The sequence below is a fragment of the Nocardia sp. NRRL S-836 genome, from assembly GCF_001279525.1.
GTDB lineage: Bacteria > Actinomycetota > Actinomycetes > Mycobacteriales > Pseudonocardiaceae > Lentzea.
Genome location: NZ_LGDY01000147.1, coordinates 26,471 through 47,624, shown reverse-complemented (window position 1 = coordinate 47,624; position 21,154 = coordinate 26,471). Strand labels below are relative to the sequence as shown.

General features: G+C 69.8%; 18 protein-coding genes and 1 pseudogene. 12 read left to right on the top strand and 7 right to left on the bottom strand.

What is annotated here, in order from left to right; translation table 11 throughout:
• Positions 1-72: 72 nt before the first annotated feature.
• Positions 73-825 (top strand): lytic polysaccharide monooxygenase, encoded by a 753-nt coding sequence (locus tag ADL03_RS40145; protein WP_197289084.1) that lies wholly within the window; start codon positions 73-75, stop codon positions 823-825.
• An 83-nt stretch (positions 826-908) separates the two neighbouring features.
• A complete protein-coding gene (locus tag ADL03_RS40140) occupies positions 909-2,144 on the top strand; it encodes an RICIN domain-containing protein (protein WP_053738883.1) in 1,236 nt (411 codons plus the stop codon).
• A gap of 71 nt (positions 2,145-2,215) precedes the next feature.
• Here the strand turns inward: ADL03_RS40140 and ADL03_RS40135 are convergent, their stop codons facing one another.
• Entirely contained in the window at positions 2,216-2,593 is a 378-nt protein-coding gene (locus tag ADL03_RS40135; protein WP_053738882.1) for a hypothetical protein, read from the bottom strand.
• Positions 2,594-2,747: 154 nt separating this feature from the next.
• Here ADL03_RS40135 and ADL03_RS40130 point away from each other — a divergent pair, with 154 nt between their 5' ends.
• Genes ADL03_RS40130 through ADL03_RS40110 form a run of 5 tightly spaced genes read left to right on the top strand, consistent with a single transcriptional unit; the run spans position 2,748 to position 6,498 of the window.
• Complete coding sequence (locus tag ADL03_RS40130; RefSeq protein ID WP_053738881.1) at positions 2,748-3,185, top strand: helix-turn-helix domain-containing protein; 438 nt, start codon at positions 2,748-2,750, stop codon at positions 3,183-3,185.
• 3 nt (positions 3,186-3,188) lie between these two features.
• Positions 3,189-3,701, top strand: coding sequence for an ImmA/IrrE family metallo-endopeptidase (locus ADL03_RS40125; protein ID WP_053738880.1), 513 nt, complete (start codon positions 3,189-3,191; stop codon positions 3,699-3,701).
• Positions 3,701-4,810, top strand: a complete 1,110-nt coding sequence (locus tag ADL03_RS40120) for an MAB_1171c family putative transporter (RefSeq protein ID WP_053738879.1) — start codon at positions 3,701-3,703, stop codon at positions 4,808-4,810. Before ADL03_RS40125 ends, ADL03_RS40120 begins: the two co-directional genes overlap by 1 nt.
• Before the next feature lie 15 nt (positions 4,811-4,825).
• Positions 4,826-5,893, top strand: coding sequence for an ATP-dependent DNA ligase (locus tag ADL03_RS40115; protein WP_157529697.1), 1,068 nt, complete (start codon positions 4,826-4,828; stop codon positions 5,891-5,893).
• Positions 5,890-6,498: a YigZ family protein gene (locus ADL03_RS40110; protein ID WP_053738878.1), complete on the top strand. Its 609-nt coding sequence runs from the start codon at positions 5,890-5,892 to the stop codon at positions 6,496-6,498. The genes ADL03_RS40115 and ADL03_RS40110 overlap by 4 nt, the downstream gene beginning before the upstream one ends.
• Positions 6,499-6,533: 35 nt before the next feature.
• On the opposite strand, the gene ADL03_RS40105 is transcribed toward ADL03_RS40110, so the two are convergent.
• Together ADL03_RS40105 and ADL03_RS40100 are read right to left on the bottom strand one after the other, a co-directional pair.
• Positions 6,534-9,134: an exo 1,3/1,4-beta-D-glucan glucohydrolase gene (locus ADL03_RS40105; protein ID WP_082373907.1), complete on the bottom strand. Its 2,601-nt coding sequence runs from the start codon at positions 9,132-9,134 to the stop codon at positions 6,534-6,536.
• A gap of 676 nt (positions 9,135-9,810) precedes the next feature.
• Positions 9,811-11,457 (bottom strand): glutamate--tRNA ligase, encoded by a 1,647-nt coding sequence (locus tag ADL03_RS40100; RefSeq protein ID WP_053738877.1) that lies wholly within the window; start codon positions 11,455-11,457, stop codon positions 9,811-9,813.
• 77 nt (positions 11,458-11,534) lie between these two features.
• Here ADL03_RS40100 and ADL03_RS40095 point away from each other — a divergent pair, with 77 nt between their 5' ends.
• Together ADL03_RS40095 and ADL03_RS40090 are read left to right on the top strand one after the other, a co-directional pair.
• Positions 11,535-12,716 carry a zinc-dependent alcohol dehydrogenase gene (locus ADL03_RS40095; RefSeq protein WP_053738876.1) on the top strand — a complete coding sequence of 394 codons (1,182 nt, stop codon included), beginning with the start codon at positions 11,535-11,537 and terminating at the stop codon, positions 12,714-12,716.
• A 20-nt stretch (positions 12,717-12,736) separates the two neighbouring features.
• Complete coding sequence (locus tag ADL03_RS40090) at positions 12,737-13,357, top strand: L-threonylcarbamoyladenylate synthase (RefSeq protein WP_053738875.1); 621 nt, start codon at positions 12,737-12,739, stop codon at positions 13,355-13,357.
• Positions 13,358-13,416: 59 nt separating this feature from the next.
• On the opposite strand, the gene ADL03_RS40085 is transcribed toward ADL03_RS40090, so the two are convergent.
• Positions 13,417-15,243 carry a S8 family serine peptidase gene (locus ADL03_RS40085; RefSeq protein ID WP_197289083.1) on the bottom strand — a complete coding sequence of 609 codons (1,827 nt, stop codon included), beginning with the start codon at positions 15,241-15,243 and terminating at the stop codon, positions 13,417-13,419.
• A 247-nt stretch (positions 15,244-15,490) separates the two neighbouring features.
• Here ADL03_RS40085 and ADL03_RS40080 point away from each other — a divergent pair, with 247 nt between their 5' ends.
• A complete protein-coding gene (locus ADL03_RS40080; RefSeq protein ID WP_063798872.1) occupies positions 15,491-16,456 on the top strand; it encodes a hypothetical protein in 966 nt (321 codons plus the stop codon).
• A gap of 330 nt (positions 16,457-16,786) precedes the next feature.
• On the opposite strand, the gene ADL03_RS40070 is transcribed toward ADL03_RS40080, so the two are convergent.
• Entirely contained in the window at positions 16,787-17,329 is a 543-nt protein-coding gene (locus ADL03_RS40070; RefSeq protein ID WP_082373913.1) for an NUDIX domain-containing protein, read from the bottom strand.
• 170 nt (positions 17,330-17,499) lie between these two features.
• Here ADL03_RS40070 and ADL03_RS40065 point away from each other — a divergent pair, with 170 nt between their 5' ends.
• Complete coding sequence (locus tag ADL03_RS40065) at positions 17,500-18,597, top strand: helix-turn-helix transcriptional regulator (RefSeq protein WP_197289082.1); 1,098 nt, start codon at positions 17,500-17,502, stop codon at positions 18,595-18,597.
• Positions 18,598-18,644: 47 nt separating this feature from the next.
• Positions 18,645-19,526, top strand: a pseudogene (locus tag ADL03_RS46250) (IS5 family transposase).
• A 22-nt stretch (positions 19,527-19,548) separates the two neighbouring features.
• Here the strand turns inward: ADL03_RS46250 and ADL03_RS40055 are convergent.
• A complete protein-coding gene (locus ADL03_RS40055; protein WP_197289081.1) occupies positions 19,549-19,992 on the bottom strand; it encodes a hypothetical protein in 444 nt (147 codons plus the stop codon).
• Between the two features lie 198 nt (positions 19,993-20,190).
• Entirely contained in the window at positions 20,191-21,084 is an 894-nt protein-coding gene (locus ADL03_RS40050) for a ParB N-terminal domain-containing protein (RefSeq protein ID WP_053738869.1), read from the bottom strand.
• Positions 21,085-21,154: the final 70 nt, after the last annotated feature.

Genomic DNA, 21,154 nt, shown 5'->3' with positions numbered 1-21,154 from the left:
GAACGACTCGGGTCTGGCACGCGTACTCCTGGAAGGACAGGGGAGGTGCCGGTTGTGTTTCGCCTTGTGGGCGTGTCAGCGCTGCTCATGATGCTCTCCGCGGTTCCCGCGCACGCCCATGGCGCGCCCACCGACCCCGCGAGCAGGGCTTTCGTCTGCTCACCCGGTCAGCAGACAGCATCATCCTCGCCCTGCCGGACCGCCATCGCAGCGGGGTTGCCGTCCACGGAGTGGGACAACGTCCGGCTGCCGAACGTGGCCGGGCGCGACCGGGCCCGCGTGCCCGACGGCAAGCTGTGCAGTGCCGGGCTGCCGAGGTACGCGGGCCTCGACCAGCCGCGCGCGGACTGGCCGGCGACCCGGCTGCGCGGCACGGCCTTCACCTACCGGGCGACGATCCCGCACCAGGGCTCGTTCCGCTTCTACGTCACCCGCGAGGGGTTCTCCCCCGACCGGCCGCTGCGGTGGGCCGACCTGGAGCAGTTCCTCAGCATGCCCTCTCCCCCGCTCGTCGGCGGCGCGTACGAGTTCGAGGTGCGGCTGCCGAAGCGGACCGGACGGCACGTCATCTACACCGTCTGGCAGAACACGGACACACCGGACACCTACTACTCGTGCACCGACGTCGAGCTCGTGGCCGCCGCCACGGCCGCATCGCCGCCGACCGGTGCGACGACGTCGGCGGCCAAGCCCGTTCCCGTTGCGTCGAGTGCCGGACCACCGCCCTCCGCCGCGACGAGGTTCGGCCTGTCCGCGGCGGTCGGGGCGATCGGCGGCCTCACCGTTCTCGGCGCGTTCCTGTTGTGGCGCAGAAGAATTCTGTGAACGTCCCGGTCCCCGATCGGTCTGGACCACCTTTACGATGATCTTCGGGCGCGCAACCCCGCGAGAGGAAGGTGTGTGCCCGCATGGCTCGAAAACTGCTGGCGTTGCTGGCGATGCTCGCCGCGACACTCGTCCCGGTCGCCGTCCCGGCACCGGCCCAGGCCGCCCCGTTCACGGTGCTGGCGTTCTACAACGGCACGTGGGACGCGGCGCACATCGCGTTCGTGAACGAGGCGAACCCGTGGCTGACCCGTGCCGGTCAGGAGAACGGCTTCACCTACGAGGCGACGCGCGACTGGAACCGCCTCAACACCCTCACCCCCGCCCAGGCGCAGGTCGTGGTCTTCCTCGACGACGCGCCCACGGGTGCCGCGGCCCGCACCGGCTTCCAGCGCTACATGGAGGCCGGCGGCGCGTTCTTCGGCTTCCACGTCAGCGCCTTCACCCAGAACGCGAGCGAGTGGTCGTGGTACCACAACACGTTCCTGGGCAAGGGGAACTTCGTGAGCAACACCTGGGAGCCCACCACCGCGGTGCTCAAGGTCGAGACCCGCAGCCACCCGTCGACCCTGCGCCTGCCGGAGCGCTTCACCTCCTCGGTCAGCGAGTGGTACAGCTGGTCGCGCGACCTGCGCACCAACCCCGACATCCAGGTGCTCGCGAGCGTCGACCCGTCGAGCTTCCCGCTCGGCACCGACCCGAACCAGCAGTGGCGCAGCGGCTACTACCCGATCATGTGGACGAACAAGAACTTCAAGATGATCTACGCCAACTTCGGTCACAACGCCATGGACTACGCGAACAACGTGCCGAGGTCGTCCACGTTCGCATCGGCCACCCAGAACACCTTCCTCGTCGACAGCCTCCGGTGGCTCGGCGGTGGCGGCACCCCGGTCCCGCAGCCGGACTGGAAGACCCTCGTCAACCGCGGCAACGGCAAGTGCGTCGACGCCCGTGCCGCCGGCCTGGACAACGGCACCGTCGTCCAGCAGTACACCTGCAACTCCACCACCGCCCAGAACTTCCGCGCGGTGGCCACCAGCGACGGCTACGCGCGGCTGGAGTACCGCAACAGCCCCGCGAAGGTCCTCGACGTGAGCGACGTGTCCACAGCGGACGGTGCGGGCATCCACCTGTGGGACTACGTCGGCGGCACCAACCAGCAGTGGCGCGTCACGACCGGATCGGACGGCTACTCGACGCTGACCGCACGGCACTCCGGCAAGTGCCTGAGCGCCCCTGCCGGGTCCACCGACGGCGTGCAGCTGGTGCAGGCCACCTGCACCGGGTCGGCGGCGCAGAGCTTCCGGATCGGATAGCCGCAGCGACCTCGTCCCGCTCGCGTGGTTCCGGGGCGGGACGGGGTCGTCGCACGGGGTGAGGTGCTCGCTCAGTCGGTGGTGGCCGGCTGCCGGATCGTCACCTTGACCCGCTGGCCCGGTCTCCGCTGCCCGGCGACCGGACTGGACTCCGCCAGGAACCCGTACATGTCGTTGAGCTGGTGCAACGCCGACACCGCGTCCCGCCACACCGGGCACGGCCACGCGCGGTGCCGCCCGTACCAGGTGCGGCACGACTTGCAGCGGTGCTTCTCGCTCGGCTCGTGCATCCGCAGCAGGCCGCGCCACCACGGCAGGGCGTCGCGGAGCCGTTCGCGCAGTTCGAAGACCTCGTTCGGCGCGGCCGCCTGGGCGAGCTGGTTCATGGTCCGGTAGACGACGTCGATCACGGATCGGTGGAAGGACCCCTGCCGTTCGGCGAGCGCCATGTCGGGAGTTCCTCCCACCCCGTCGCAGTTGAGACCGGCTCGGTGGGAGTCTATGTTGACCAATGGCGGGCTTTCAACTGGTGAAAATCCAGTCACCCAGATAGCCCTTTCCGTGGGTGGAAACGCTCACCGCGCGCAACGGGGGGACTCGGCAATGGCGGGGGAACGGTCGCTGGCTGCCAGGCTCAACCACCTCTTCGCAGCTCACACCGCGCGTTCGGGGCAGGAGTACAGCAACGAGCAGGTCGCGGCGGCGATCGCGGAGACCGGCGTGACGATCTCGCAGAGCTACATCTGGCAGCTGCGCAAGGGCAAGAAGGACAACCCCACGTTCAAGCACCTGCAGGCACTGGCAGGATTCTTCGGCGTGCCGGTGAGCTACTTCTTCGACGACGAGGTCACCGACCGCGTCGACGAGCAGCTGAGGTCGCTCAAGGACGAGCAGACCAGGTTGAACGAGCTGACCGCCGGCAGCGACGCCCAGCTGATGGCGATGCGCGCCGGTGAGCTGTCGCCGGACCGGCGCAGGCTGGTCATGGAGCTGCTGGACGTCGTCTACCGACAGGAACAGGCCGAGCGCGGCGAAGGATGACTCGTGGCCGAACGAGAACTGCGCAAGCGGTGCCGCCGCCTGCTGAACGAGCTGGACATCCAGCCGCCGCTGGACGTCGAGGAGCTGTGCCGCCGCGTCGGCGACCAGCGGGGTAGACCCATCCGGCTGGTCGCGCACCCGATCCCGGTGCCGGGGCCGTTCGGCGTCTGGATCGCCACCGCGAAGGCCGACTACATCCTCTACCAGCAGGAGACGTCGAAGGCGCACCAGAACCACATCATCCTGCACGAGCTCGGGCACCTGCTGGCCGGGCACTCGAGCGACGAGCAGGACGACGGGCTGCTCGCGGGCCTGTACCCGGACCTCGAACCGGACGCGGTCCGCAGGGCACTGCGGCGCACCTCCTACGACACCGAGCACGAGCGCGAGGCGGAGACGGTCGCGACGATCATCCTCGAGTGGGCGTCGGTGCTGGACAAGGTCGCGCCGCGCAGCTCGGAGGGCCCGGCGCGCCGGATGGCCTCCTCGCTCGCCGACCGGATCGGGTGGTTGTAGTGCAGTACCTCAAGGAGACGCAGGGCATCGTCGCGTTCTCGGCGCTGGCGGTGGTGCTGTACCTGCTGGTGCGCCGCCCGCACGACCCGCGGCTGCGCTCGGTGACCGGACTGGTCGCCGGGTGGGCGCTCGGGTACCCGTTCGGGCGGGCCGCGGCGAACGGGCGGTGGTTCCTCGGGCTCGACCCGATGGTCTGCCAGCTCATCCAGCACTCGATGCTGCAGGTCGGCGTCTTCGGCCTGATCTGCTTCTTCATCTTCTCCGCACTGGACGACGAGCAGGCGCGCAAGCAGGCGTTGCTCCAGCTCGCGCCGCTCATGGCGAGCATCGCGGTCATGACGTGGTCGGTGCTCGCGATCCCGGACGACCTGCGGGTGGCGGCGGCACGGGTGCCGAACTCGCTGGGCGGCGGGCCGACCGGGGTCCTCGCGATCACCGTGTTCTACGCGCTGGGCAACGGTTACCTGCTCTACGGGTTCGCGACGATGTTCGTGTGGGCACGCCGCTACGCCCGCGGTGCCGAACCGCGGCTGCGCAGGGGCCTGCTGCTCACCTCGACCGGGCTCGCGCTGCTGGTGCCGGCCGACGCGATCTTCGTGTCGTCGAACGTCTCGCGCTACTTCGGCGAGCCGCTCCCCCGCTGGCTGCTGACCACGGCCGTGTGGTTCCTGCTGCCCGGTGTGCTGCTGTGCGTGGTCGGCGTCGTCTACCCGGTCGCGGCGATGCGGTTCGCGGCGACCGGGCTGTGGCTGCGGCACCTGCGCGCCTACCACCGGCTCGGTCCGCTGTGGACGCTGCTGAACGAGTCGTTCCCCGAGGACGCGCTGCACCGGGTGCCGTCCAGGCGTGACGCGTTCTCGCTGCGGGGCGTGCACCGGCGCTATTACCGGCGGGTGATCGAGTGCCGTGACGGGCTGGTGCGGATCAGCCCGTACGTCGCGGAGACGCCGGACGAGCTGCCGCTGGCCGAACGGCTGCGGGCGGGGCTGCGGACGCGCAAGAGCGGCGCGGTGACGACGCGCAGGCCGGTCGCGCTGGCCGTCCCCGCCGACGACGGGATGGACGCGGACGTCAGGGAGCTCGAACAACTCGCCCTCGCGCTGCGCTGAGCCTATGGTCCGGGTGTGGACCTGCCCGTGCTGCCGCCGGTGAAGCCGATGCTCGCGAAGTCCGTGCCCGACCTGCCGCGCGGGGACGGGCTGCACTACGAGCCGAAGTGGGACGGCTTCCGCTGCATCGTGTTCCGCGACGGCGACGAGATCGAGCTCGGCTCGCGCAACGACAAGCCGCTGACCCGCTACTTCCCCGAGGTCGTGGAGCTGCTGCGCGACGCGCTGCCGCCGCGGTGCGTGGTCGACGGCGAGATCGTGCTGGTCACGCCGGACGGGCTGAGCTTCGACACGCTCCAGCTGCGCCTGCACCCCGCCGCGTCACGGGTCCGCAAGCTCGCCGTGGAGACGCCGGCCAGCTTCGTGGCGTTCGACCTGCTGGCCCTGGACGACCGGGACGTGACCGGGCTGCCGCTGGCCGAACGCCGCGCGCTGCTCGAACAAGCCGTTCGCGAGGTGCCCGGCGCCTACCTGACACCGTCCACAACGGATCCCGAGGTGGCCAGGGACTGGTTCACCCGCTTCGAGGGCGCCGGGTTCGACGGCGTGGTGGTCAAGGCGCTCGACGGCGTCTACGAGCCCGACAAGCGCGTGATGTGGAAGGTGAAGCACGAGCGCACGGCGGACTGCGTGGTCGCGGGCTACCGGCTGCACAAGGACGGCGAGAGCGTCGGCTCGCTGGTGCTCGGCCTCTACCAGGACGGCGAGCTGCGCAACGTGGGCGTCGCCAGCAGCTTCACCGCGGCCCGCCGCAGGGAGCTGGTCGAGGAGCTCGCGCCGCTGCTGAACCCGGCCGAGCACCCGTGGAGCGAGTGGGCGACCTATGAGGGACCGGGCATGAACAGCCGCTGGAACCCGGACAAGCAGCTGCAGGTCGTGCTGCTGGAGCCGGTGCGGGTGGCCGAGGTGCGGTACGAGCACGTGCAGGGCGGGCGGTTCCGGCACACGGCGCGGCTGGTGCGGTTCCGGCCGGACAAGCAGCCGTCGGAGTGCACGTACGAGCAGCTGGAGGAGGTGCCGCCGGCCGAGCTGGCCGCCCTGTTCGGGGAGGCCGAGCAGCGCAGGCGCACAATCGAGCCGTGAAGGTGATCAGGCGGGACGGCACGCACGAGATCGAGATCCAGCGGTCGCGGTTCCTGTGCCACGTCGCCCGCGTCGCCTCCGACCAGGAAGCGTCCGAGTTCTTCGCCCGCGTGCGCAAGGAGCACTGGCAGGCCACGCACAACTGCACGGCGTTCCGGACCCTCGACACCCAGCGGTCCTCCGACGACGGTGAACCCGCCGGCACCGCCGGGGTGCCGATGCTGGAGGTGCTGACGCGGCGGGACCTCGTGGACATCGCCGTCGTGGTCACCCGCTACTACGGCGGGATCAAGCTGGGCGCCGGTGGCCTGGTCCGCGCGTACGGGCGGGCCGTGTCGGAGGCCGTCGACGCGGTGGGCACGTTGACCCGCGAACGGCACGAGACCGTGGTCCTGGCCGCCGACCACGACCAGGCGGGCAAGCTGGAGAACGCGTTGCGCGCGGCCGGGTACCACGTCGCGGACGCCGAGTACGGCCGTGACGTCACGTTCACCGTTCTCACGAAGGACCCGGACGGCTTCGACGTCTGGCTCGCCGCGCAGACCGGCGGTGCGGTCACCGCGATCAGGGGCGAACCCGTGAACGTCGACGTGCCCGACCGGTAGGCCCGGCCGGGCACGTCGTTCATACGTCGGGACGGCTACGTGCAGGAAAGCGCGTCGGGATCAGCGCCCGCCTTGGGCACCCACCGCACGTTCGCGAACGACGCCTGGAACGCACCGTCGGTGTAGACCAGGAACGGCGTGTTGACGTTCTCCAGGTCCAGCCCCCTGTCGGAGAAGCAGGAGACCGGGATCTTGACGGTCGCCTTCTGCCCGATGGGGAGACCGCGGAACGCCTGCGTGGCGTCGAACTCCGCCAGGCACGGGTACACGCAGTGCGTGCTGATGACCGTGCGGTTGGCCGGGGCCTGGTGCACGATCACGTCGAACTGCACGGCCGCGTTGGCGTTGCCGTAGCCGCGCAGGTCAGCGACCGCCGGGCTCTGCAGGTACACCTGCGCGGGGCCGGTGCCGGTCCACGTGGTCTTGAGCGCGTCCTGCTGGACGTTGACGTCGGACTGCACGACGTTGATCTCGGCGTGCGCGGCCTGGCCGTCGGGACCGATCTCGGTGCCGCCCCAGTTCTCCGCCGAGCCGATCATGCTCTTGTACGGCGCGATGTCGGCGCGGTTGAAGACCTCCAGGTCCTCGGTCGCCGTGCCGCCGCCGCCACCGGAGCACAGGGCGCCGGGGCTCGACTCGTCGAGCTTGCCGACGTTGCCGGTCTGCCAGTCGCGCAGGCCGTAGCCGAGCTTGAACAGCGGCGTCTGGGCCGGCTCGCCCGGCTGCGGCGGGCAGGCCGCGCTCGGCCACGAGTAGGACAGCGTGCCGCTGAACCCGTTGTGGCGACCCCGGATCAGCAGGTCCGCGATGCCCTGGCCCTCGGTGCCGGGCAGCCACGCGGCCACGAACGCGTCGGAGCGGTTGATCTCCTTGTTCATGTACAGCGCACGGCCGCCGACGTAGACGGTGATGACCGGCTTGCCCTTGCCGGACACCTTGTCCAGCACGGCGAGGTCCTGCGGGTGCAGGCGCGCGGCCTCGAACGAGCGCTTGCCGAGGTCGCCGACGCCCTCCGCGTACGGGGTCTCGCCGATGACGGCGATGACGGCGTCGAACTGGCTCGGGTCCACGTTGTCCGCGGTCTCGGCGAAGGTCACGTTGGCCGCGCCCAGGGTGTCCTGGATGCCCTTGAGGATGCTGGTGGCGTTGGGGAAGTCGGCGTTGGTGTTGCCGGTGCCCTGCCAGGACAGCGTCCAGCCGCCGGTCTGGTTGCCGATGTTGTCCGCGCTCTTGCCGACGACGAGGACCTTGCTGCGCTTGGAGATCGGCAGCACGCGCTTGTCGTTCTTCAACAGCACCGCGGACTCGCGCACGGCCTCGCGGGCGAGCTCCTTGTGCAGCAGCGCCTTCTGCTCACCCGCGTGCTCGCGCTGCGAGGGCTTGGGGGCGTCGAACGTGCCGGCGCGCAGCTTGACGCGCAGGATGCGGGTGACGGCGTCGTCGATGCGCGCCATCGGGATCTGGCCGGACTCGACCTGGGCGATCGTGTTGGTGATGAACGCCTTCCAGTCGTTGGGCACCATGATGACGTCCATGCCGGCGTTGATCGCCTGCGGGCAGCTGGCGTTCGTGCAGCCGGTGACCTGGCCGATGCCGTTCCAGTCGGAGACGAGCAGGCCGTCGAAGCCCATCTTCTCCTTGAGGATGCCGGTCTGCACGTACTTGCTGCCGTGCACCTTGCCCTCGTTGATGACGTCGTTCGTCCAGCTGTTGAACGAGATCATCACCGTCTGCGCACCCGCGGCCAAGGCACCGTAGTAGCCCTGCCCGTGCACGTTAATCATCTTCTGCTCGGTCGACGGGTTGACGCCCTGGTCCTTGCCGCCGGCCGTGCCGCCGTCACCGATGAAGTGCTTGGCGGTGGCGATCACGCCGTCCTCGCCGATGCGCTTCTTCGCGTTGTCCTGCAAGCCCTTGATGGCCTCGAAGCCGTACGCGCGGGTGATCCGCGGGTCCTCGGAGAAGCCCTCGTAGGTGCGCCCCCACCGGTCGTCCTCGACGACCGCGAGCGTCGGCGAGAAGGCCCAGTCCTGACCCGTCGCGCGGATCTGCTCGGCCGTGGCCTCGTTGATGTCGCGGATGAGGCACGGGTCGTGCGCGGCGCCGAGACCGATGTTGTGCGGGAAGACCGTCGCGCCGTAGACGTTGTTGTTGCCGTGCACCGCGTCGATGCCCCAAATGACGGGGATCTTGGTGCGCGACTGCTTCGACGCCTCCCAGTAGGCGTCGGCCAGCTTCAGCCAGTCCTGCGGCGTGGCCTTCTTGTTCGCGCCGGGCCAGCTGCCGCCACCGTTGAGCACGGAGCCGAACCCGTACGTCCTGACGTCGTCCGCCGTGATCGCGGCGATCTCCGGCTGCGTCATCTGGCCGACCTTCTCGGCCAGCGTCATGTCCCTGAGGATCGCCTTGATCCTCGCCTCGTCCTTGCGGTCACCCTTGAGCTGGCTCTCGACCTTCGGCCAGTCCTTCAACGTGGGCAGGGACTTCTCGATGCGGGCACACCCGTGCTCCGTGCGGGGCTGCCCGATGACCGGTTGGTTCGGTCCGTGCTGCGCTTCCGGCGCCGCGGCCGCCGATGTCGCGCCGGCTGCGAGCGTCAGCCCCAGCACTGCGGCGAGAGTGCTTCTCCAATGCATGCCGCCGATCCTCAACTTTGTGTTACGTCTGCGTCAATGGGAACGCTCTCACGAGTTTGTTCCGGAACCAGGTTCGTCCGTTTGCGTGTCGCCTGGGGCGGGGTCCCGTTGGGTGCGGGGCTGGGTCCGGTGGTCTGTCGCCTGGGGGCGGGTTGGGTCCGTTTTTGTGTCGCCTTGGCACCGGGGTTGAGTTGCGTCCGTGGGCGATCACCTTGACACCATGGCCGGGCAGGCAACGCGGCGATCACCTTGACACCGGGGTTGGTCAGGCAGGGACGACGTTCGGGGTTCATCGCCGCTTCGCGACGATCGGGGGCGATGAGTCGGCCTTCAAAAGCCGGGCATAAGGAGCCCGGCCGATCCCTACCAGGATATCGCCCCGCCCTCAAAGTCAAGCCCCAATCGCAGGTCGAGGGCCTTGATACCGCTACCGATCGAGGGAAGGTAGATACGCCTCGCTTCGCTCGACGGGTGTGGAAAGCCTGAGGTCAGGGAGGGTCGTCTCGCTGCGCTCGACGGGGGTGATCGTGATCTTGTCTGTCTCGTGGTCCAGGCAGCCGAAAGGCCCCCCGGTTCGTGGGAACCAGGGGGCCCTGAGTGCCCGAGGTGAGCCAGCCGTGAGGTGACTCAGTCGGTTGGGCTCAGCCGAGCGGTGAGGCTCAGCCGGGCAGTGGGCTCAGGCGGTCAGTGCGCGGACGCGGCGCAGCACCTCGTCCTTGCCCAGGGTGCGGGCGACGGCGTGGAGGTCCGGGCTGCGGGTCGAACCGGTCAGGCTGACGCGGATCAGCTGGGCCGCCTCCTTGATGGAGCCGGGGTAGGCGTCCGGGTTCTTCTTGTACTCCTTGGGGTTCGGCGCGAAGCCGTGCTTGCCCGCGAGCTCGCGGATCTGGGCGAACCACTCCTGGCCGTCTTCGAGGTCGGCGTAGTTGTCGGCGAAGTCGGCGGCGAACGCGGAGATCAGCTCGGGCAGGAGGCCGCCGAGGCGCTCGTCCGAGCGGTCGGTCACCAGGTCGAAGAGGGAGGGGAAGAAGAAGCCGTAGGCGGTGCGGAAGTCGGACCACTTGCGGAGGTCCTTGCGCGGGTTCGCGACCTCGGGGCCGCGTTCGACCTGCAGGGCCGCGAGTGCCTCCTCGCGGGCGGAGGACAGGACCTCGACCAGTTCGGGGTCGTAGGTGGCGGCCCAGGTGGAGATGCGGTCGACGATCTCCTCGCCGGAGAGCGTGGCGACGTAGTCGGCGGCGATGTCCTCCAGCTTCACCAGGTCGACCAGGGGGCCCGCCACGCCGCACTCGGCCAGGGACAGGGGGGACTCCAGGGCCTCCGGCAGCGGGGTCTCGGCCAGGCGGGCGTTCACCAGGCCGCGCAGGTAGTACCGGACGGCCTCGGGCGGGAAGCCGGCCTCGATGAAGTACTCGACGGAGGCTTCCGGGTCCTTGCGCTTGGAGAGCTTGCGGCGGGAGCCGCCCTGCTGCTTCATCAGCGGCGCGATGTGGGCGTACTCGACGCGCTCGAAGCCCAGTGCGTCGAACAGCTGCAGGTGGGTGGGGACCGAGGAGATCCACTCCTCGCCGCGGATCACCAGGTTCACTCGCATCAGGTGGTCGTCGACGGCGTGGGCGAAGTGGTAGGTGGGGAGGCGGGGCGACTGGTCGGACGCCTTCAGGATGACGACGTCGTTGCGGTTGGCCTCGTGCTCCAGCTCGCCGCGGATCGCGTCGGTGAAACGGGTGCGCTCCCCCGCCTTGCCCGGCGAGCGGAAGCGGACGACGTACGGGCGGCCCTCGTCCAGTGCGGCCTGGACGTCCTCCGCGGTCTTGTCGCGCCAGAGGGCCCAGCGGCCGTAGTAGCCGGTGGGGAGCTTCGTCGCCTGCTGGCGGGCGGTGATGTCGGCCAGCTCTTCCTTCGTGGCGAAGCAGAGGTACGCCTTGTCCTCGCGCAGCAGCTCGCGCACGTAGGTCAGGTAGATCCGCTCGCGCTGCGACTGGTGGTACGGGCCGTAGGCGCCCGTCTCGTCCGCCTCGTCGGGCTGGATGCCGAAGTAGGCGAAGGCGCGGTTGAACTGGTCGACGGCACCGGGGACCTCACGGGCCTGGTCGGTGTCCTCGACGCGCACGATGTAGGCGCCGCCGGAGTGGGAGGCGATGTCGCGGTCGATCATGCCGACGTAGAGGCCGCCGATGTGCAGGAAACCGGTCGGCGACGGGCCCAGCCGGGTGACCTTGGCGCCTTCCGCCAGCCCGCGGGGCGGGTACTGCTCCTCCCAGAAGGACGGCTCGGGCAGGTCCGAGGGGAACAGGGCGTCGACGACGGCACGGTCGAGCATCGCTGAGGGTCTCCAAAACCGGGGAAAGAAAGTCGTCCCAGGTTATCAATGCCGACGACCGGGGAACGCCACTGGGCATGAAGGCAGTCACTTGGCACGGCAAACGCGACGTCCGGGTCGACAGCGTGCCCGACCCGGCGCTCAAGGAACCAGAGGACGTCATCATCAAGGTCACGTCCAGCGGCATCTGCGGGTCGGACCTGCACCTGTACGAGGTGCTGGGGCCGTTCCTCACCGAGGGCGACATCCTCGGGCACGAGCCGATGGGCATCGTCGAGGAGGTCGGCGCGCAGGTCACCGAGCTCAAGCCCGGCGACCGGGTGGTGATCCCGTTCAACGTCTCGTGCAACAGCTGCTTCATGTGCGACCAGGGCCTGCAGTCGCAGTGCGAGACGACCCAGGTGCGCGAGTACGGGTCGGGCGCGGCCCTGTTCGGCTACACGAAGCTCTACGGCCAGGTGCCCGGCGGGCAGGCCGAGTACCTGCGGGTGCCGTTCGGCAACAGCCTGCCGATCAAGGTGCCGGAGGGGCCGTCGGACGACCGGTTCGTGTACCTGTCGGACGTCCTGCCCACCGCCTGGCAGGCCGTCGAGTACGCGGGTGTGCGGGAGGGCGACACGGTCGCGGTGCTCGGGCTCGGGCCGATCGGCGACATGGCGTGCCGGGTCGCGATGCACCGGGGTGTGCGTGCGATCGGCATCGACCTGGTGCCGGAGCGCCTGGCGCGCGCCAAGGCGAGGGGTGTCGAGACGATCGACCTGCGCGGTGCGGGCAAGCGGATCGCCGAGGTGGTCAGGGACCTCACCGGTGGCCGCGGGCCGGACGCGGTGATCGACGCGGTCGGCATGGAGGCGCACGGTGCCCCCGTCGCGAAGGTCGCGCAGCAGTTCACCGGTTTGCTCCCGGACGTCGTGGCGCAGAAGTTCATGCGCGAGGCGGGCCTGGACCGGCTCAAGGCGCTGCACACGGCCATCGAGATCGTGCGGCGTGGTGGCACGATCTCCATCTCCGGTGTGTACGGCGGCATGGCCGACCCGATGCCGATGCTCACGATGTTCGACAAGCAGGTCCAGCTGCGCATGGGCCAGGCGAACGTGTGGCGCTGGGTGCCGGAGATCCTGCCGTTGCTGACCGACGGCGACCCGCTGGGCGTGGACGACTTCGCCACGCACCGGCTGCCGTTGCAGGAGGCCCCGAAGGCCTACGAGACGTTCCAGAAGAAGGCCGACGGCATGGTCAAAGTGCTGCTCAAACCTTGATCGGCCTATGCTCACCGGCCATGGCGAAGTACCTGGACGTCCACCCGGAGAACCCGCAGAAGCGCGCGATCGACCAGGCCGTGCGGATCCTGCAGGAGGACGGCCTCATCGCGTACCCGACCGACTCGTGCTACGCGCTGGGCTGCCGGCTGGGCAACAAGGACGGCATCGACCGGATCCGCTCGATCCGCAAGCTCGACGACAAGCACCACTTCACGCTGATGTGCGAGAACTTCGCGCAGCTCGGGCAGTTCGTGCAGGTCGACAACGCGGTGTTCCGCGCGGTCAAGGCGGCGACGCCGGGCGGCTACACGTTCATCCTGCCCGCCACGAAGGAGGTGCCGCGCCGGATGATGCACGCGAAGAAGAAGACCGTCGGCGCGCGCATCCCGGACCACGTGGTGACGCAGGCGCTGTTGCAGGCGATGGGCGAGCCGCTGCTCACGTCCACGCTGCTGCTGCCCGACGAGGCCGAGCCGCTGGTGCAGGGCTGGGAGATCAAGGAACGGCTCGACCACGTGCTGGACGCGGTGATCGACTCCGGCGAGTGCGGCACCACGCCCACCACGGTCGTCGACTTCTCCGACGGTGAGGCCGAGATCCTCCGCTACGGCGCGGGCGACCCGGCCCGCTTCGAGTGACCTGCCACGCGGGGAGCTTTCGTCCGCTTGGAGCGGACGAAAGGGCCCCGCGTGCGGTCCTAGGAGACGACCAGGGCGTAGTCGGCGTCGGTCGCGGTGGTCTCGCGGTGGCCGTCGACGTTGACCGCGGTCGCGATCACCTCGACGGTCCAGGTGCCCGCGGCGGGTGCCTGGACGAGGACGTTCTCCACGGTGTCGACGGTGTTCGCGCTGCCGCCGGGCGTGGACCAGTTGCCGGCCAGCAGGCCGTTGTTGCCGTAGTAGACGGTGCCGTCGGGCGCGGTGACCTTCAGGGTCAGGTCGTTCACGGTCGCCTTGGCCGCGGTCGGCGAGCCGGCCGGGTCGGTGTAGGCGAGCGTGGCGCGCAGCGGCGTCTGGCCGGTGGAGGTCACCGCGTACTTGCGCGACTGGCCGGTCGTGACCAGGTCGGTCTCGTTGACCAGGACGGGCAGCTTCCAGCCGCCGGCCTTCGCGCGGTCGTAGAGGTTGCGCACCGACACGGTGCCCCAGCCCTGGTGGGTGCGGGTCTGGTCGTGCGCGGTGCCGGAGAACGGGTGCTGGTCGGCGGTGTTGACCAGCAACGCCTTGGCGGTCGCCGCGTGCGGGCGCGCGGTGAACACGTCACGGCCCTTGCCGGGGCCGCCGTCGAACACGCCGTCGGCCCACATCTGGAACAGCAGGCCGGCGTTGCCGCAGGTGATCGGCGTGGCGCCGGACGTGCCGCCGAACGACGCGGTGTACGAGGTGTCCGAGGTGGACGACGTGGTGTCGATGCGGTCGTAGAAGTTCGACAGCTCCGGCTTGATGCGGCCGTCGGCGGCCGGTCCGATGGACGCCCCGCTGTTCCACCTGTCGTCCGCGCGCGAGGCGGTGTTGTAGTGGTAGTGGCCGCCGACCGAGAGCACGTTCTTCGCCCACGCCTGCGGACGGGAGCTGCGGGTGCCTGCGTTGCTCTGCGACTGGCAGATCAGGATGTCGTGGTCGAACACGATCCGGTCCATCTGCTGCGAGACCGACGTGTAGGCCGTGGTGAGCGAGTCGCCCCAGCTGTTGCTCTGGAACACCGCCCGGTACTGGCCCGCCGGGTCGACCAGCTGCGCGGTGTGCGCGTAGCGGTCGCCGGTGTTGTAGACGGCGAAGATGCCCTGGCCCTCCGGCAGCACACCGCGCTGCGGCGCCGACACACCGGAGGCGAAGATCTGCCCGTAGGTGGACGTGCCGTGCGAGTTGTTCGTGGAGTTGGCGGTGTGCAGCACCGGCGGCTTGGCGCGGAACTCCTGGTGCGTGGCGCGCAGGCCGCCGTCCATCACCTCGCCGCGCACGCCCTGGCCGCGGTAGCCGCCGACCGACTCGACGTAGTTGGCACCGGACGACTCGCGCGAGATCGCCATGTCGGTCTCCGGCGCGGACACCGGGTCGACGGCGAGCACGGCGGGCAGCTTCGCGACCTTGGCGGCCTGGCCCGCGTCCAGGACGGCGAGGATGTGCTCGCGGCTGGCCGAGATCGTGTCGACCCGCGCGCCGAGCGCCTTCAGCGCGTCGGCCACAGCCGCCTGGTCGTCGGCGTTCTGCTCGACCAGGGTGATCAGGTACGCGGCGGCGCCGGACAGCGCCATGACCTTGGGCTGGGCCTCGAACGGGTGCACGCCTCGCACGTAGTTCAACCGCGACACGCGCGCGGTGTCCTTCATCCGTGCGACGTAGGTGCCGTTCTCCACGAACGCGCCGAGCCGGACGCCGAGGCCTTTGAGCTGGTGGCGTTGCGCGTCGGACAACGTGTCGCGGAACTGGAGCAGATATGCGCCCTCGACCGGTGCGGCCACCGCCGGGGTCGCGCCGCTGATCAGCGCGAACGCCGATACGGCTGACAGAATTGTGCGCAGCACGAAAGAAACCTCCACATCGGCAGGGATGCCCGGACAGGAGGTGCAGTCCGGGCCCGTGACCAGCACGTTACCGTGATCGGAAGGTCGGGACATCAGTCGTTCGGCGGGCGGTGGCGGTGGGCGTACGGTGGAGTACCACTGCATTGACCGCCGATATTCACATTCACCCGGATGGGTGCGTCCGTGGTAACGCCGGAGCAGGTGTGCCCGACATGCCCGGCGTACTGAAATCCCAGGCGGAGGATGGATGTCTGTCTCACCCGAGCAGCTGATGGAAGAATTGCGCACGTTGTGCCGCGGGCGCGGTGTGCAGACTCCCGGAATCGACCTGCACGTCGGTCCGGCGCTGCGCCAGGTGTGCGGCATCGCGGAAACAGATGGCGCGGAAGCCGTGCGCACGAAACTGCGCGACTGGGTCACGAACGCCACCCGCGGTTTCCCGGTGGAGGTCCGCAACGCCGTTCTGGCGCCGCTCGGCATGCACGAGGACGCGCAGTACCGGTTCCTCAACGAACGCATCGAATGGCTCGCCCGCCAGCAGGACCGCGGCGCGCGCACGGTGCGCAGGCGGATGGAGTCCGGACTGCAGCGCCTCGTGGAGGTGGCGCTGCAGCCGGCCCCGACGACGGTGCACCTGGCACCGTCCGAACTGTGGCACGTCAAGGAGTTCGACGCGCTGCTGAAGCTCGACGGCCCGACGCCCTCGTGCACGGAGCGCCGGACCGTCGTGGCCGACACCGACGGCGTGAACGAGATCGCGTGGTCCATCACGATCCCCTCCCCGACCCCCGAGGGCGCACCGGGCGACCTGGACATCGAGGTGTTGCACGGCGTCGAGCTCATCGGCCACGCACGGCCGTCCCCGCGGCGGTTCCTCATGAAGCTGCGTTTGCCCCGACCCCTCAACACAGGGCAAACGCACCAGTTCGCGCTGGAGGTGAGGGTGCCGCGGGGACAGTTGATGCGTCCGACCTACGTGTTCTGGCCGGAGCGCATGTGCGAGTCGTTCCGGCTCCGGGTGCGGTTCGACCGGAACGACCTGCCCGACTCGGTGTGGCGCGTCGAAGAGGCGTTGGCGCGCGACACCGACGACCTGACGCCGTGGCCAGGAAAACTGCCCGTGGACGAGATCGGTGAGATCGACGTGGAGTTCTCACACCCTCGTCAGGGCCGTGGTTACGGCGTGCAGTGGGCGCCACGGCCGCGGGCCTAGACCAGCGCGGCCAGCAGAACGGACAGGAGCTGAACGAAGAAATGCGGTTCCACGGTTTCCACCTCCCTGTTTCGGCAAGGGAGAACCGCAGATCGAAGACGGGTCAGATCACCGAGACAGCGAGGACACTTCCGACCGCGAATCCGACCAACAGGCAGATCGCGGCCACCTTCACCATGGTGGCGAGTGAGCAGAGGACTCTCATCGAGAATTCACCTTCTCATTCTGACTGACTTCGGTCTGACGTTCTCGTGTGAAACAAGAATGCGACCGAGCCAATCGAATGAGAACGGGTTTCCTGTTTCCTGCCGAATCAGGAAACAGGGAACCCTAGCCTGCGGTGGCGCGCCGCAGCGCCATCACGAGCACCGCGTGCGAGCTGCCCGCGTGCGGGAGCATGCCCTGCTGGACCAGCTCCACCACGTGGCGGAACGGGATCGTGCGCACCCGCAGGTCCGACTCCCCCGGCTCCAGCGCGGCCTCGCCCTGGGTGAGCCCGGTGGCGAGGAAGATGTGGTCGACGTGGTTGCTCAGGCTGTCAGCGCCGTGGATCTGGCCCAGCTGCTCCCAGTTCGCGGCCCGCAGGCCGGTCTCCTCGGCGAGCTCGCGCACGGCCGCCTCGGCGGGGCCCGCGTCCGCCGCGTCCACGGCACCGCCGGGTAGTCGCCACTGCGTGCCGTTGTGGGTGTAGATCCACTGTCTGGTCAGCACGACCTGGTCGTCGTCGCGGATCGCCAGGACCGTCACCGACGCGGGCGCCACCACGTGCGTGTAGACGCCGTGTCCGCCATCCGGTCTCACGACGTCGTCGCTTCGGACCTCGAACCACCGCGAGCTGTGCACCACGTTGGTGGCCAAACGCTGCCAGACCATCACCACACCAGCCGAAGAGGAGTCGGAACACGTCGTAGCCATGACTCACATGGAACCATCGTCAACCGTTCCAGATACGCCCAGTTGATCGTCAAAGAATGGTCAATTCGTGGACATTCGCTACGGCGAGGTTTGACGGCCGACACACTGGCGGGGAGGGGGTGAGCCAGGTGTCGCCCACGTTCGCACAGGAGGTGCGCCGGCTGCGCACCGAGCGCGGACTGTCGCTGACCAGACTCGCCGAACAGGTCCGCTACAGCAAGGGGTACCTCAGCAAGATCGAGAACGGCCAGGTCCGCCCGACCGCCAAGATGGCGCGGGTGTTCGAGGACGTCCTGCGGGCGGACGGCCGGTTGATGGCGCTCGCCGACGCACCGGCACGTCCGATCCAGAGCGACGACACGGTGCTGATGACGTTCGACGTCATGTTCGGCAACTTCCGGATGCTCGGCCACCGCTCCGCCCCCAGCGCCGTGCTGCCCTCGCTGCGGCCGCAGGTGGACACGCTGAGCACGATGGCGCGCTCCGCCGACGACCCCGTGCTCAGCCAGGGCCTGTGGCTGCTCGCCGCGCGGTACGCCGAGTACGCGGGCTGGATGGAGCAGGAGAACGGCGACGAGGCGGCGGCGGCCGAGTTCACCCGCCGCGCGGTGCAGTACGCGGCCAAGGGCGGTGACCGGGAGCTGGAAGCCTTCGCACAGGTGCGGTCCGCGGAGTTCGCCCTGTACCGCGGAGACGCGCGCGCCACGGTGGAACGCGCGCGCAAGGCCGGCCGCTCGCGGTCGCCGTCGGTGCAGGCCGCGGCGGCGCTGCGGGAGGCGCAGGGCTACGCGCTCGCCGGTGCCGGCAAGCTGTGCGAGGAGGCACTGGAGCGCGCGTTGCTGCTGCAGCAACGGGCCGGCGACGTGCGGTACGGCTCGACGAGCCTGGACGACCAGGTCGCCATCACGACGGCGTGGTCGTTCCACGACCTGGGCCGCCACGCCGAGGCCGCGGCGATCCTCGACCTGCAGCTGCCGCTGATCGCCCCGGCGGCGTTGCGCGCCCGCACCCGGTTCGGGCTGCGCCGGGCGCTGGCCCACGCCGCGGCGGGCGACCTGGAGCACGCGTGCGAGCTCGTGGCGGGCCTGCTGGACGACGTGCGGCAGGTGCAGTCGGCGACCGTGCACATCGACCTGACGGCGTTCAGCAACCTGCTCACCCGCTCACGGCCCGCGGTGGGCCGTGAGCTGGCGGGTGAGATCAGCGAGATCCTCTTCGCGGGCTAGGGCCCGTCCTCAAAGCCGGTTGCTCTGAAGTGTTTTGATCTTGTGTCGTGGTGCGCAGGCATGAGCTGACTGATGAGCAGTGGCGTGTGGTTGAGCCGTTGTTGCCGGTGTCGGGTGCGATGGGTCGTCCTCGGGTGGATGACCGGCGTGTGATCAACGGGATGTTGTTCAAGGCCAAGACCGGGGTGTCGTGGCGTGATCTGCCGGAGCGGTACGGGCCGTGGAAGACGGTGTACAACCGGTTCTGGCGCTGGTCACGCAACGGCACTCTGACCATGTTGGTGTCGAAGGTGCGGGTGATCGCGGAGGCGATCGACGAACTCGATCGTGAGGTCTCGGTCGACTCCAGCATCGTGCGTGCCCATCAGCACGCGGCTGGTGCCCGCCGCCGCACGCCTGCGCACACAGGGGGCGAGCGGGTCGTGTGGCGGGCAGACCGAACCAGATGATCATGCTATCGGCCGGTCCCGCGGCGGCCTCTCGACCAAGATCCACCTCGCCTGTGATGGACATGGCCGACCGCTCACGGCCGTCCTGACCGGCGGGAACACCAACGACTGCACCATGTTCGACACTGTGCTGGCGGGCGTGTGGTTCCCGCCCGCACGGCCGGGCCGGCTCGCGACGCGGCCGGCGCGGGTGATCGCGGACAAGGGCTACTCCAGCAAGTCCATCCGCGCTCACCTGCGCCGCCGCGGCATCCGGGCCACCATCCCCGAACGCCGCGACCAACGCGCCAATCGCACCCGCCGGGGCCAGGCGGGTGGCCGGCCACCCGCATTTGATCCGGTGATCTACAAGCGCCGCAACGTCTCGAACGCTGCTTCAACCGGCTCAAGCAGTTCCGCGCGATCGCCACCCGCTACGACAAGACCGCCCTGTCCTACCAAGCCATGATCGACCTGGCCACCCTCACCCTCTGGCTTTGAGGACAGGCTCTAGGGCCTCGGATCAGGTCCGCTTGCGGCTCGCGATCCTGTCGGAGAGCTGCCGCACCCCGGCGGGGTCCGCGTCCCTGGCAAGGGCGACGTAGTGGTCCATGACGGCCGGCCGGTAGCGCACGGGCAACGTCTGTCCCGGGGCGAGCCGGGTGAGCTCGGTGAACGTGAGGTCCTCGTCCGCGACACCGCGGAACGAGACGCCGTCGGCGGTCTCCACGTCGAACATCAGGATCACGCGCGGATTGCTGTTGACCTCCCGCCAGTCGACGAGAACGCCGAGAGCGAGCGCCCCCGTGCGCAGTTCCGCGTTGCGCTTCCTCGCGTCACCGCTCAGGAGCGGGTTCGGGGCGACGCCGGGGAAGGCGGGCCCGACGCCGAGCGACTCCCGGCTCAGGTCGGGCCTGAGCTGAGCCATCAGATCGTCGAGCTTCTTCTTCTTCTTGAAACCGAACACTCCGACTCCTCCCCCGCGCCGGAGCCGGAGTCCCGGCCCAGCGCTCCGTCCTCGCCGTGATCGTACGGGCGGCCGCTCCCGAATCCGGACGAATCGGCGCGTCCCGACGGGGTCGCCGTCCGCAGCCGGGCCTCGGCCCGGCAAGACCGCCGTCCTGTCCGACAGCCGCGGACAGGACGGCGGTGCTCGCGGACGCGGCTACCCGACGGCGCGGTTCTCGCGTTCCAGGGCGTCGGCCATCTCGGTCCACGCCTCCGCGCAGCCGCGGGCCAGGTCCGCGACCAGCTCCCGGCAGTGCGACGGCATCCCGTCCACGACCGCGACCCACTCCCCCGGCGACACGGCGTGCGCTTCGAGCCAGCGCAGCACCAGCCGGCCGTGCTCGCTGAACCGCAGCGACGGGTCGCGGCGCAGGATCGGCAGGGTCGTGCCCGGTACCCGCACCTCGGTGCGCGCCTGCGGCAGCGCGGCCTCGGACCGTTCGGCGGCCCGCATGCGTTCCGGCACCGGGTCCAGGCCCTGGCTGAGCCGCCGCCGCACGTCCCGCACGGTGCCCGGTGACACCCCGGCGGCGCGGGCGACGTCACGCAACGACGCGGTGGGCCGGTCCTGGATCAGCTGCCCGGCGAGGCGGCGGCCGGCCGCGCTGTTGACCGGCCTGACCTTGCCGTCACGGCCGATCCGGCTCGCCGCCTGGCCACCGACGGCTCTGCGCAGCACGCCGACGGACTTGGCCGCGAGGCCGGTGGCGGCCGCGATCGAGCGGTCGGACCAGCGCGGGTGCGACCGCAGCACCCGCCGGGCCGCGGCCTCCCGGTCGGCCGTCGACAGCGTGGCCAGGTTCAGCTCGACGGACAGGACGAACGCGTCCTCGGCCGTCCCGTCGACGTACTCGACGTCCACCGCGCGGCAGCCGCGCAGTGCGGCCGCCCGGACGCGGTGCGCGCCGTCGACGATCCTCATGGTGGGCCGGTGCACGACGACCGGCGGGATCGGCGCGTCCGAGGACGCGAGAGAATGGACGAACTCCTCGCTGCAGCCACCAAGGCGCGGAGAATCCGCGGGCTGCAGCACGTTGATGTCAACGCGCATGGCAGAACAAGCCCCCCAGGCTCAGTGCCTCCGAACCCCCAGGTGCCGGAGACGACCAGCGAAGGGTAGT